Origin of the sequence: Streptomyces sp. C (assembly GCF_000158895.1) — a bacterium.
GTDB classification, from domain to species: domain Bacteria; phylum Actinomycetota; class Actinomycetes; order Streptomycetales; family Streptomycetaceae; genus Streptomyces; species Streptomyces racemochromogenes.
On sequence record NZ_GG657750.1, the window covers coordinates 742,023 to 753,792 of the forward strand.

At 75.0% G+C, this 11,770-nt stretch carries 12 protein-coding genes and 1 pseudogene; 6 read left to right on the plus strand and 7 right to left on the minus strand.

Annotated elements, in window-relative coordinates; all coding sequences use genetic code 11:
• A partial coding sequence (locus tag SSNG_RS03355; RefSeq protein WP_050779533.1) for an ATP-binding protein occupies window positions 1–1,257 on the minus strand: 1,257 nt, incomplete at its 3' end.
• A 228-nt stretch (window positions 1,258–1,485) separates the two neighbouring features.
• Here SSNG_RS03355 and SSNG_RS03360 point away from each other — a divergent pair.
• From SSNG_RS03360 to SSNG_RS03370, 3 genes are all read left to right on the plus strand, one after another.
• Window positions 1,486–2,397: a 30S ribosomal protein S6 modification protein RimK gene (locus tag SSNG_RS03360; RefSeq protein WP_050779534.1), complete on the plus strand. Its 912-nt coding sequence runs from the start codon at window positions 1,486–1,488 to the stop codon at window positions 2,395–2,397.
• Window positions 2,394–3,191 carry an alpha-L-glutamate ligase gene (locus tag SSNG_RS03365; protein WP_007262387.1) on the plus strand — a complete coding sequence of 266 codons (798 nt, stop codon included), beginning with the start codon at window positions 2,394–2,396 and terminating at the stop codon, window positions 3,189–3,191. Before SSNG_RS03360 ends, SSNG_RS03365 begins: the two co-directional genes overlap by 4 nt.
• 88 nt (window positions 3,192–3,279) lie before the next feature.
• The gene (locus SSNG_RS03370; protein WP_007262388.1) at window positions 3,280–4,011 is read left to right on the plus strand and encodes a hypothetical protein; all 732 of its coding nucleotides are present in this window, start codon (window positions 3,280–3,282) and stop codon (window positions 4,009–4,011) included.
• A gap of 24 nt (window positions 4,012–4,035) precedes the next feature.
• On the opposite strand, the gene SSNG_RS03375 is transcribed toward SSNG_RS03370, so the two are convergent.
• Window positions 4,036–4,875, minus strand: a complete 840-nt coding sequence (locus tag SSNG_RS03375) for an alpha/beta hydrolase (protein WP_042800472.1) — start codon at window positions 4,873–4,875, stop codon at window positions 4,036–4,038.
• 252 nt (window positions 4,876–5,127) lie between these two features.
• Here SSNG_RS03375 and SSNG_RS03380 point away from each other — a divergent pair, with 252 nt between their 5' ends.
• Window positions 5,128–5,607 carry a hypothetical protein gene (locus SSNG_RS03380; protein WP_007262390.1) on the plus strand — a complete coding sequence of 160 codons (480 nt, stop codon included), beginning with the start codon at window positions 5,128–5,130 and terminating at the stop codon, window positions 5,605–5,607.
• Here the strand turns inward: SSNG_RS03380 and SSNG_RS03385 are convergent.
• The 5 genes from SSNG_RS03385 to SSNG_RS03405 are packed head-to-tail and all read right to left on the minus strand — an operon-like array spanning window position 5,588 to window position 10,326.
• Window positions 5,588–6,256, minus strand: coding sequence for an HAD family phosphatase (locus SSNG_RS03385; RefSeq protein ID WP_007262391.1), 669 nt, complete (start codon window positions 6,254–6,256; stop codon window positions 5,588–5,590). The genes SSNG_RS03380 and SSNG_RS03385 overlap by 20 nt on opposite strands.
• The gene (locus SSNG_RS03390; protein ID WP_007262392.1) at window positions 6,253–7,395 is read right to left on the minus strand and encodes an ABC transporter ATP-binding protein; all 1,143 of its coding nucleotides are present in this window, start codon (window positions 7,393–7,395) and stop codon (window positions 6,253–6,255) included. Before SSNG_RS03390 ends, SSNG_RS03385 begins: the two co-directional genes overlap by 4 nt.
• Before the next feature lie 5 nt (window positions 7,396–7,400).
• The gene (locus tag SSNG_RS03395) at window positions 7,401–8,300 is read right to left on the minus strand and encodes an ABC transporter permease subunit (protein WP_042800474.1); all 900 of its coding nucleotides are present in this window, start codon (window positions 8,298–8,300) and stop codon (window positions 7,401–7,403) included.
• Window positions 8,288–9,193, minus strand: coding sequence for an ABC transporter permease subunit (locus SSNG_RS03400; RefSeq protein WP_007262394.1), 906 nt, complete (start codon window positions 9,191–9,193; stop codon window positions 8,288–8,290). Before SSNG_RS03400 ends, SSNG_RS03395 begins: the two co-directional genes overlap by 13 nt.
• Window positions 9,193–10,326 (minus strand): extracellular solute-binding protein, encoded by a 1,134-nt coding sequence (locus SSNG_RS03405; RefSeq protein ID WP_007262395.1) that lies wholly within the window; start codon window positions 10,324–10,326, stop codon window positions 9,193–9,195. The genes SSNG_RS03400 and SSNG_RS03405 overlap by 1 nt, the downstream gene beginning before the upstream one ends.
• Window positions 10,327–10,583: 257 nt before the next feature.
• Here SSNG_RS03405 and SSNG_RS03410 point away from each other — a divergent pair, with 257 nt between their 5' ends.
• Window positions 10,584–11,333 (plus strand): GntR family transcriptional regulator, encoded by a 750-nt coding sequence (locus SSNG_RS03410; protein WP_007262396.1) that lies wholly within the window; start codon window positions 10,584–10,586, stop codon window positions 11,331–11,333.
• Window positions 11,330–11,770 (plus strand): annotated as a pseudogene (locus tag SSNG_RS41740) (hypothetical protein); the annotation flags it as partial. The gene SSNG_RS03410 and the pseudogene SSNG_RS41740, both read left to right, overlap by 4 nt.

Genomic DNA, 11,770 nt, shown 5'->3' on the forward strand with positions numbered 1-11,770 from the left:
CCGCCCGGGCGGGGGCGGGGGCCAAAAAAAGGGAAAAGTCAGGAGGGCCGGGGCGGGCAGGGGTTCGGCGGGGGCGTGGCTGATCAGCTCTTCCGGGATCATCATCAGCGCGCCGGTGCCGCCGCGCGCGGAGGGGCGGAAGGAGACGGTCAGGCCGTGCTTGCGGGCGAGGCGGCCGACGACGGCGAGGCCGAGGCGGGTGCCGGAGAGCCCTGCGAGGTCCAGGGACTCGGCGGTCACGGCCTGTTCGGCGCGGCGCAGCTGGACCTCGCTCATGACGAGGCCGCTGTCCTCGACGGTGATGACGACCCCGGCCGGCACCTCCTCCACGTAGACGTGGACTTCGGCGTTCGGCGGCGAGAAGTTGGCGGCGTTGTCGAGGAGTTCGGCGAGGGCGTGCATGACGCCCTCGGCGGCGTGCCCGGCGACGGCGGCCTCGCTGGTGAAGTGCAGCCGGACCCGCTGGTAGCCGCCGATGCGGCCCATGGCGCCGCGCAGGATGGACTCCATGACGATGGGTTTGGCCCAGCGGCGGCCGGAGCGGGCTCCGGTGAGGACGGCGATGGAGTCGGCGAGGCGGCCCGCCTGGGCGGTGCGGTGGTCGAGGTGGAGCAGGTCGCCGAGGACTTCCTCGTCGGCGTGCCGGTGCTCCATCTCCCGCAGGTCGGCCAGCATTCCGGTGGCGAGGGCCTGCATCCGGCCGGCTGCGTTGGCGGCGGCGGCCATGGCGGCGGCCCGGCCCGAGCGGGCGCGGCGCAACTCCTCGCCGAGCCGTTCGCGGGTGGCCTGCTGGGCGGCGGCGAGCCGGTCCAGTTCGGTGGCGTGGGCGGTGGTGAGGTGGTGCAGTTCGGCCGTATGGGCCGTGGTGAGGTGGTGCAGTTCGGCGGTGTGGGCCGTGATCAGGCGCTCCACCTCGGCGGCGTGGGCGGTGGTGATCCGGTCGTGGTCGGCGGTGCGGGCCGCCGCGTCGCGGGCGCCGTCGGCCGTCAGCCGGGCGATGTAGGCCTCACGGGTGCGGAGTTCGCCGGTCAGGTGCGAGAGGCGGCCGCGCAGCTCCCGGGCGCTGCGCGCCCACCAGGTGACGGCGCCGGCGGCGACCGCGAGCAGCAGCGAGCCGGAGAAGGAGAACCAGGCGAGGGGGGTTTGGACGGCCGACGGGGCCGCGGCCACCGCCGCCGTGGACAGAGCACCCGCGGCCGCTGCCGTGACCAGCAGGGCGAGCGCGGAGGGGCGGAGGGGGGAGGGCGACGCCGTCATCAATCAAGGCCTCAAACCGGGCGTAAATGGAAGAGAAGGTTCCTGTGGCAACGGGGCACAACTATAAGAGGATTGTTGATCGTTTAGGAAAGGTCTTGATAAACATCACGTTGAGTAGTGCCCACTTAGGCTGCTTCTGGAGCGGTTTCGGGGCTATCCCATGGCATCCTGTGACGTCACCACTCGCCGGACGGAATCGGCGGACGTCCGGGAAAACGGGGAAGGTCCATGAGGCTCTGCTTCCTGGTGGAGGAGCACTACCGCCACGACGGCATGCCCAACGAGGTCGTCCGGCAACTGACCGCCTGGGGCCACCAGGTGGACGTGGTCCGCCCGGGCGGCTCCCTGCTGCGCATGGACGGCCTGGTCCGGGCCGGCGCGCACGACGCCTGGGTGCTCAAGACGGTGTCCGGCGGCCCCGGGCTCACCCTGCTGGAGGCCGCGGCCGCCGCGGGCACCACCACCGTCAACGACGCCCGCTCCATCCGCGGGGTGAGGGACAAGGCGCTGGCCGCCGCCCTCGGCAGCGCCCGGGGCCTGCCGCTGCCGCCCACCTACGCCCTCGCCCGGCCCGAACTCCTGGCGGGCGTACCGGACAGCGCGTACCCGCTCGTGGTCAAGCCCGCGGACGGCAGCTCCGGGCGGGGCGTCCACCTGGTGCCCTCGCCCGACCGGCTCGCCGCGCTGCTGCCCGAACTCGCCGGCGAGGGCATGCTCGTCGCACAGCCCTACGTCCCGAACTCCGGCACCGACCTCAAGGTGTACGGCGTCGGCGGGGAGCTCTACGCCACCGAGCGCCGCTCCCCGCTGCACCCGGACTCCCCCGTCCGCGAACGCCGCGTTCCGCTGTCGGCCGAGGTGGCGCGGATCGCCGCCCGCGTGGGCGAGGTGTACGGGCTGGACCTCTACGGGGTGGACGTGCTGCTGGGTCCCGACGGGCCCGTCGTGGTCGACGTGAACGACTTCCCGAGCTTCCGCCAGATGCCGGACGCGGCCGCGCGGGTCGCGCGCGCCGTACTGGACCTCGCCCGCTCGGGCGGCGGACACCCGGCCGCCGCGCCCCTCCCGCCGGCGCGCCCGTACGCCCGCCCGGTGCCCGTTCCCGCGCAGGCGGCGGCCGGGGCGGGGGACGGCGCGTGAGAGTCGGCCTGATCACCCCCGACGCCGGGCATCCGCTGCTGGCCGCCACCGCCGCGCTCCTCGCGCCCGAGCACGAGGTACGGGTACTGGACCCGGGAGCCGGACCCGCCGCGGCGGCCGGGGCACGGGCCGACGTGTACCTGCTGAAGGCGCGGACCCCCTCGGCCCTGGCCCTCGCCCGGGAACTGGAACGGCGCGGGGCGCCCGTACTGAACTCCGCGGCGGCCACCGAGCACTGCCAGGACCGCACCGGCATGGCCGAGCTGGCGCTGCGGGCCGGACTGCCCTTCGCCGCCACCCGCACCTACGCCTCGCTCGCCGGGCTGGAGGCGGAGGTCCGGCCCGGCCGGCCGGTGGTGGTCAAGAGCCGGCTCAGCCGCAAGCACGACCTGGTCGCCCGCGTCGACGGCCCCGGGGAACTGCGCGCACTGGCCGCCGCGGGCTGGGAACGGGAGCCGGTCGTGGTGCAGCCGTTCGCCCCCAACGACGGCTGGGACCACAAGCTGTGGGTGATCGGCGACCGGGTCTTCGCGGGCCTGCGCCGTTCCGAACTCGCCGTCGGCGGGAAGGAGCGGGCCCGCCCGCTCGGCCCGCTGCCCGACGGCTGGGCCGAACTCGCCCTGGAGGTGGGCGCCGTCTTCTCCCTGGACGTGTACGGCGTGGACGTCATCGCCACGGACGGCGGCGGGCCCCTCATCGTCGACGTCAACGCCTTCCCCGGCATCCGCGGCCAGTCCGGCGCCCCCGAGGCCCTCGCCGCCCTGGCCCTGCGCCGCGCCGGACGGCCGGCGTAGCGGCCGTGGCGGTCGGGCGGAGGACGGCCGGTCCGGGGGGCGGTGTGCGTAGACTCGCATCGGCGCGACCCATGACGACGAGGAATCCATGCACCCCGCCGACGAAGACCCGCAGCGGCTGGACCCGGCCAGCCTCCACAACGCGAGGACGACGATCGTCCAGCTCCTCGGCCGGGCGGGGGTTCCCGCCGGCTCCGCCGAGGAACTGATCGGGCTCGTCGAGGCCGGGGTCCTCGCCGCCGCCCACCGTGAGGCCGAGGACACCGCGGGGACCGCCCCCGCCGGGAAGGGCGAGCTCTACGCGTCGGGCTGGCTCGACGGCGCCCGCGCCCTCACCGAGGAACTCGGCGGGATCGCCGAACGGGCCCTGGCCCGGGCCGTCGGCGCCGGTCCGGCGGAGGATTCGCCCGAGGCCTGGCCGCCCGTCCGCCGGATGGAGGTGGAACGGGCGAAGGTGGCGGTGACGCCGCTCTACCTCTCCTTCAGCACCGTCTCCGACCTCGACCCGGAGGTCTCCGAGCAGGTGCTCACCGCCGTCCTCGGGACGATGAGCCCCCGGCAGCGGGCCGGGTACGCGGGCCGCCTCACCCGGTTCGCCGCCGACCACCGCCCCCACCTGACCCGGCTGTACGAGCGGTACGGGCCGGGCAGCGCCATCACCCTCCACGGCCGCTACTCCCTGCTGCACTCCCCCACCAGCCTCGCCGTACTGGAACGCCTCACCGCGTCGCCGTCGGCGCTGCGCGAGGAGTGGGACGCCGCCGAACTGCCGCCCTCGTGGCTCGACGGCCTGACCTCATCCTGGGAGCCGTCGGCCTGACCGGCCCCTGCCCGATGACGGGTCCTAAGCGAGGAAGGCGGCGACCGCGCCGCTGAAGGCGGCCGGGTCGTCGAGCCACGGGAAGTGGCCCGCGCCCGGCTGGACGCTGAGTTCGGCGTTCGGGAACAGCGCGGCGTACGCGGCCATCGCGCGCGGCGGGGCCGCGAGGTCGGACCCGCCCGCGAGCAGCAGCACCGGGGCGGCGAGTCCGGCGAGGGCCGCGCGGGTGGCGTCCGGGTCGAAGGCGCCCTCGGCCCCGTACGCGGCGGCGGCCTCCTGGTTCTTCTGGCCCGCCTCCGCGGCCCGGTGGGCGCGGGCCGCGTCGTCCCAGCGCCCGTACCAGAAGGGGGCGACGGCCCCGAAGGTGTCGGCCGTGGCCCGGCCCGCGACGAGTTCCTCCAGTGCCGCGTACGCCGGGCCGAACCAGGGCTCCGCGGCGCGCAGCCGGGCCGTCTCCAGCCGCTCGTCGCCGGTGACGGGGATGCCGACGGCGAAGACGCTGGGGGTGACCAGCAGCAGCCGGCCCACGCGTCCGGGGTGGCGGGCGGCGTACAGGGCGGCCAGGTTGGCGCCGGCGGAGTGGGCGAGCAGGTCGAGCGTCTCCAGGCCCAGGTGCTCGCGCAGGGCCTCGACGTCGTCGACGAGCCGGTCGCAGCGGTAGCTCGCGGGGTCCCCGGGGACGGCGGATCCTCCGGTGCCGCGCAGGTCGAGGCGGACCAGGCGGCGGTGCGGGAAGAGGCCGCCGAGGCCCGCGAGGTAGGCGCTGTCCTGCATGGGGCCGCCGGGCAGACAGACCAGCGGCGTCCCCTCCCCCCTGGCGTGGCAGGCGAGGCGGGTTCCGTCGTGGCCGGCGAAGGTGATCACGGTGAGGACCGTGCCAGCCGCGTTCCGGCAGGTCAAGCCGGTTTGCCCGGACGCGCGTCCGAGAGGGCCGGCGACCGCGCCCGGTGAGGAGGACGGCGGCCGCCGCTGTGGCCGGGACGACGCCGCCGGTCAGCGGCCGGACCGGGACACCGCCCGCCGTGGGCAGTTCGTCCCGGTGGACCGCCCGCCGGAAGGGGTGTCGTCAACACCCTCCTCGACCGGGGCCGGGCCCCGATCCCATACTTGGGCCCCATGAGAGGGAAGGAACAGCCGCGCACCAGCCCGCTGGTGCCCGGGGCCGTGCTGGAGACCATCGCGCGGTACGACTGGGAGTCCGTCGTCTGCGGCTGCGGCCGCTCGGCCGGGCACCTGGAGGGCACCCTGTGGGACGCGGCCGAGGGGCATCCGTCGGCCTACCACGCGCTGGAGGGGCACGTCTTCGCCCGGTCGCGGCTGTGGCCCCCGGCCCCGGCGGCCTGCGCGGTGCTGATGGCCGTCTGGTCGGCCGGGCCGCCCCGGCTGGCGACCCGCGAGGCCCTGCTGTGGACGCTGCTGGCGCTGCTGAACTCGGAGGACGACGGGACCCCGTACGAGGCGGGGCTGTACGGCCAGTGTGCCGCCCACGTCCGGGCCGGCCTGCCGCTGCTGCGCGGCGGCCTCGCGGGCCGGCCCGGTTCGGTGTCGGCGGCCTACGCCGAGGGCATCGTGGACCTCATCGCGCTGTGCGCGTGAGGCCGCCCAGCAGGGCCGGGGTGACCTCCTCCAGGGAGGCCGCGAAGGTCCGGGCCGGCGAGGACGGCACGCCGAGCAGCGAGGGCACCACCAGGACCGGGCAGCCGGCGGCCTCGGCCGAGGCGGCGCCGTCCGGGGAGTCCTCCACCGCCACGCACTCCCCCGGCGCGAGTCCCAGGCGCTCCGCGGCCGCCCGGTAGGGGTCGGGGTGCGGCTTGGTCCGGTCGGTGTCGTCGGCCGACAGGGTGAAGGCGAAGGGCACCCCGGCCAGCGCGCCCGTCACGATCTGGTCGACGACCAGCCTGGGTGAGGCGCTGACCAGGGCGAAGGGCACGCCCTCGGCCTCCAGGGCGGTCAGCAGCCGCAGGGCACCCGGGCGGACGGGAGCTCCGGCGGCGACCCTGCGGAAGAACCCCTCGGTGAGTTCGGCGGCCACGGCCCCGGCTGCCGGGGCGCCGGCTCCGGCGGTCCGAACGAGGTGCGCGGCGGTGTCCTCGACGGCGCGGCCGACGACTTCGGGGGCGTCCGCCGGTCCGAGCGGGTGCCCGAGCCGGGCGGCGGTCTCCTCGGTGGTCCGCCACCACAGCACCTCGGTGTCGACGAGGGTGCCGTCCATGTCGAAGAGGACGGCGGCCGGCGCCGCCCTCACGCGGTGCCCGCCTCGACGAGCACGGGCCGCTCGACCGGGCGTACGCGGGCCCGCGCGCCGGGCGCCAGCTCGGCGGCCTCCCGGGACGGCAGGTCGGCCTTGACCCGGGTGCCGTCGGCGAGGTCGAGGTGGAGGCGGGTGACGGCGCCGAAGAAGGAGGCCGAGACCACGGTGGCCCCGCCCTCGGGGTCGGCGGCCACGGTGAGGTTCTCGGGGCGGACCAGCACCCGCACGCCGGACGTCCCCGGGACGGGGGCGGGGCCGTCGACCGGCAGCCGGACGCCGGCGACCTCGACGTCACCGGAGCCGGTGAGCCGGCCGGGGATCCGGTTCATGGTGCCGACGAACTCGGCGACGAAGGGGGTCGCGGGCCGCTCGTACAGCTCGGCGGGCGCGGCGCACTGCTCCAGTTTCCCGGCGTTGAGCACGGCGACCCGGTCGGCCATGGACAGGGCCTCCTCCTGGTCGTGGGTGACGAACACCGTGGTGATGCCGAGGGACAGCTGGAGCCTGCGGATCTCCTCGCGCAGGCCGGCCCGCACCTTGGCGTCCAGGGCGGAGAGCGGTTCGTCGAGGAGCAGCACGCGCGGGCGCAGGGCCAGGGCGCGGGCGAGTGCGACGCGCTGCTGCTGGCCGCCGGACATCTGGTGCGGGTAGCGGTCGCCGTGCTCGGGGAGGCCGACGAGGTCGAGGAGTTCGGCGGCCCGTTCGCGGCGGCGGGCCGCGGGAACCTTGCGTACGCGCAGGCCGAAGGCGACGTTCTCGCGGGCGTTGAGGTTGGGGAAGAGGCTGTACGACTGGAAGACCATCCCGGCGTCGCGGCGGTTGGCCGGGACCCGGGTGATGTCCGCTCCGTCGACCAGGACCTCGCCGGAGTCGGGCTGTTCGAAGCCGGCGAGCACGCGCAGGGCGGTGGTCTTGCCGCAGCCCGAGGGGCCGAGCAGGGCGAGGAGTTCGCCGGGTTCGACGGTGAGGTCGAGGCCGTCGAGGGCGACGGTGGTGCCGAAGGCCCGGCGCAGTCCGCGGAACTCGACGCGGGCGCCCCCGGCGGCCGCGGCCTCGGCGGCGGCTTCCGCGGCGGCTTCGGCGGCGGCTTCGGTTCCGGCAGGCTTCCCGGTCGCGGGAAGGGTGGTGGACATGTGGGTCAGGGCTCCTTGCGGGAGGTGGCGGGGGCGGCGGCCGCGGTGGACGCAGTGGTACCGGCCCGCGAGAGGGCGAGCAGCAGCAGCCAGGTGACGAGGAGGCTGAGGATGGAGACGGCCACCGACATCCGGGCCTGGGCCCCGGAGACGGAGACGATCCACACCGCGAAGGGCCTGAAGCCGAGCAGCGAGGCGATGGTGAACTCGCCGAGGACCAGCGCCAGGGTGAGGAAGGCCGCGCCGGCCAGCGAGGCCCGCAGGTTGGGCAGCAGCACCCGCAGGACCACGTGGGGCCAGCTCGCGCCGCAGCTGCGGGCGGCCTCGACCAGGGTGGGGACGTCCACGGCGCGCAGGCCCGCGTCGAGGGAACGGTGGACGAAGGGCAGGGCCAGCACGGTGTAGGCGAGGACCAGTACGACGGGGAACTTCTCGTTCTGCACGGCCAGGAAGGTCTGGTAGAGCGGGGTCCGCGACAGGTGTTCGGGGCCCCAGCGCAGCACGGTGGTGATGCCGGTGACCAGGGCGATGGGCGGCACCACCAGGGGCAGGGTGCACATCACCTCCACGACGGGCCGCAGCCTCGGCGAGCCGATGCGTACGGCGATCAGCGCGGGCACGGCGAGCAGCAGGCACAGCGCGATGGTGGCGGCGGCGAGGCCGAGGGAGAGCAGCAGGCTCTCGGTGAAGCCCTCGGCGCCGAGCAGCCGGGTGTACGCCTCGAAGGTGATCCCCTGGCCGGGGACGTGGACGGTGAAGACGAAGGAGGCGATGAGCGGGAGCAGGAAGTACGCGCCGGCGAGGGCGAGTACGGCTCCGCGCCAGACGCGCGGCCGGGGGCGACGGCGGGCGTCCGCCCCCTGGGCCGCGTACGTCTGCGGGGCGGTCTCGGTCATCGCAGCCATCGGGCGCTCCGTCGCTGGAGGGGCAGGTAGACCGCCATGACCAGGCCGGCGATCAGGATCATGTCGAGGCCGAGGGCGAGCGCCACGTTCTCCTGGCCGGTGAGCACGTTGCCGGAGAGGGCGTCGGCGATCTTCAGTGGCACCAGGGGCACGGAGCCGCCGACGAGGGCGGCCGCGGTGGCGTGGGCGGCGAAGGCGGTGCCGAAGAGCAGGACGAACCCGCCGAGCAGGGAGGGCGCGAGGACGGGCAGGCCGACGTGGCGCCAGAACTGCCAGGTGCTCGCCCCGTTGTTCCGGGCGGCCTCGCGCCACTGGGGGCGCAGCCCGTCCAGTGCGGGGACGGTCACGATCACCATCAGGGGGATGAGGAAGTACAGGTAGACCACGGTGAGGCCGGTGAAGGAGTACAGGTTCCAGCCGAGGCCGGTGAGGTCGGCGAGTTGCGTGACGACCCCGGAGATCCCCCCGGTGGCGATGAAGGCGAAGGCGAGCGGCACTCCGCCGAAGTTGGCGAGGACGCCGGAGGCGGTCAGCGCCGCGGAGCGCAGGGCGGTGGAGCGGGAGGTGGCCACCGCGTGCGCGACCAGGACGCCGAGCACCGCGCCGAGGAGGGCGGTGAGGGCGGAGAGCTGGACGCTGCCGGTGAGGGACCCGAGGTAGGGGCCCTGGAGGGAGCGTGCGAGGTGCTCGCCGGTGAAGGCGGTGGAGCCGGTGGCCGGGTCGGTGCGGGTGACCGCACCGAAGGCGATGGCGCCGAGGGGGATGCCGAAGCAGAGGCCGGTGAAGGCGAGGAGGGGGAGGGCGGCGAGCCAGGTGCGCGGGCCGCGCCGCCGGCGGCGGGGGGTGGTGCCGCCGGCGGTCCCCGTCGCGAGGGGGGTGGTGGGGGCGGACATCAGCTGAGGGCCTTGTCCCACTTCTCGGCGAGGGTGGCCTTGGCCTTGTCGAGTTCGGCGGAGGCCGGGAAGGAGGGGGTGCCCTGGACCTGCGGGAGCTTGGTCACGGCGTCCTTGTCGGCGGTGCCGTCCTGGGTCATGCCGGGGAGCAGGACCGGGCGGGCGTGCCCCTTGAGCCAGATGTTCTGGCCCTCGGTGCTGTACAGGAACTCCATCCACAGGCGGGCGGCCGCCGGGTGCGGGGCGTCCTTGTTGATGGCCTGCGAGTAGTACTGGGCGTAGACGCCGTCGGTGGGGACGATGGTCTTCCAGTCGACGCCCTTGCCCTTGAACTGCTCGGCGTAGCCGGCGTTGAGGTAGTCCCAGTCGATGGAGATGGGCGTCTCGCCCTTCTCGACGGTGGCCGGGGTGGACTCGACGGGGATGAAGTTGCCGCTCTTGCGGAGCTGTCCGAAGAAGTCGATGCCGGGCTGGATGTCGGCGAAGGAGCCCTTGTTGGCGAGGGCGGCCGCGTAGACGCCGCCGAAGGCGGAGCCGGACTTGGTCGGGTTGCCGTTGAGGGCGACCTTCCCCTTGTACTCGGGCTTGAGCAGGTCGGCGAAGGTCTGCGGGCAGTTGGGGATCTTCGCGGCGTCGCAGCCGATGGAGACGTAGCCGCCGTAGTCGTTGTACCAGCGGCCGTCGGCGTCCTTCTGGGAGGCGGGGATCCTGTCCCAGGCGGTGACCTTGTAGGGGGCGAAGAGGTTCTCGGCGGCTCCGCTGCGGGCGAAGGCGATGCCGAGGTCGAGGACGTCGGGGGCGCGGTCCTGGCCCTTGCGGGTCTTGACGGCGGCGATCTCGTCGGAGCTGGAGGCGTCCGGGTTCTCGCTGGAGATCTTCACCTTCGGGTACTTGGCCTGGAAGGCCTTGACCATCTCGCCGTAGTTCGCCCAGTCCGGGGGCAGGGCTATGACGTTGAGCTTGCCCTCCTTCTCGGCGGCGGCGACGAGGGCCTCCATGCCGCCGAGGTCGGCGACCGAGGCGGCGGTGGCCGGCTGGGCCTTGGCCCCGCCGTCGGCCGCGGTGCCCGCGGCGGGCTGGTCAGGAGCGGCGCCGCACGCGCTGAGCGTGGTGAGGATCGCGGCGCCGAGCAGAACGGCCGCACCGCGACGGGCGGAGGAACTGAACACGGTCTCTCCCGGAGACGAAGGGGGTTTCACTTGTCAGGCATCACTTGTCTGAACAAGTTGGCTCCAGTTCGCCCGGACCGGCTGTCCGGGCGGTGAACGGCGGCTGGACCGCGGAGCACGGCTCGACGAAGACCCGAGAATGGCCGGAAGAAGTCGTGACAGAACCTGCTGGGATGATCATGAGTCGATCAGGAGCACACGGCGATCAGGGGGCGAACGGCATGGGAACGGTCCGGTATCTGGAGATCGCGGAGGCCCTGCGGGCGGCGATCCTGTCGGGCGAGTACCCGGTGGGCGCCCGGCTGCCCTCCGAGAGCGACCTCGCGGCCCGCTGGTCCGTCTCGCGCGGCACGGTCCGCCAGGCCGTCGCGACCCTCGCCGCCGAGGGGCTGATCGGCTCCAGCCAGGGCGCCCGCAGGATCGTCCTGCGCCACGAGCGCAGGCACAGCTTCGGGGAGCTGAACAGCTTCGCGCAGTGGGCCGAGGGGGTCGGGCACGAGGCCCGCAGCCGGTTCCTGTCCCGTACCCGGCGGCCGGCGACGGCGGAGGAGGCGGAGCGGCTCGCCCTGGCACCGGGTACGGAGGTGCTGGCCGTGCTGCGGCTGCGGCTGCTGGACGGGGAGCCCACGATGGTGGAGCGGACGGCGTACGCCGACTGGGTCGCGGCGGCCGTCGAGGCCCTTCCGGCCGACTGCCGCTCGGTGATGGACAGCCTGGCGGCGGACGCCGGGATCACCGCCCACTACGGCGAGCACCTCATCGACGCCCTCCCGGCCGGCAGCGAGGACGCCCGCCTGCTGGAGATCCGGCGCGGCAGCCCGCTGCTGCGCCAACGCCACGTCTCGGCCACCCGCGCGGGACGCCCGATCGAATGGTCCGACGACCGCTACCGGGCCGGGAGCGTCACCTTCAGTGTGAGCAACTCGGCGGTAGCAACCCCCTTGGAACGCCACCCGGGCGGCGAGCGGTGAGCGGAGCCGACCCGCTGAACCCCGTCCTGCAGGGTCTGGCCGCCAACCCGGCGCTGCCGCCCGACCTGCTGGCCCGGCTCGTCGCCCTCGCCGTCCGCACCCCCGGCGGCGGGGAGGATCCGCCGTACCTCGACCTGGAGGACCGCGAGGACCTGAGCCGCGACCAGGTCCTCGCCCTGGCCGCGCACCACGAGGCCTTCGCCGTCGCGCTGGCCCGCCGGGGCAGGCTGGACGCCGCCGACGTCGACCCGCGGGCCCGGCCGCGGGCCGCCGTCACCCTGCTCGACGAGGGCCGGGGCCTGCCCGGGTGGCCGCGGCTCCTCGCCCGGCACCCGGACCCCGCGCTCAGGGAGCGGCTCGCCGCCTGCCCGGATCTGCCGCCCGCGGTGACGGCGCTGCTGGCCGCCGACCCCGACCTGGGGGTGGTGACGGAGCTG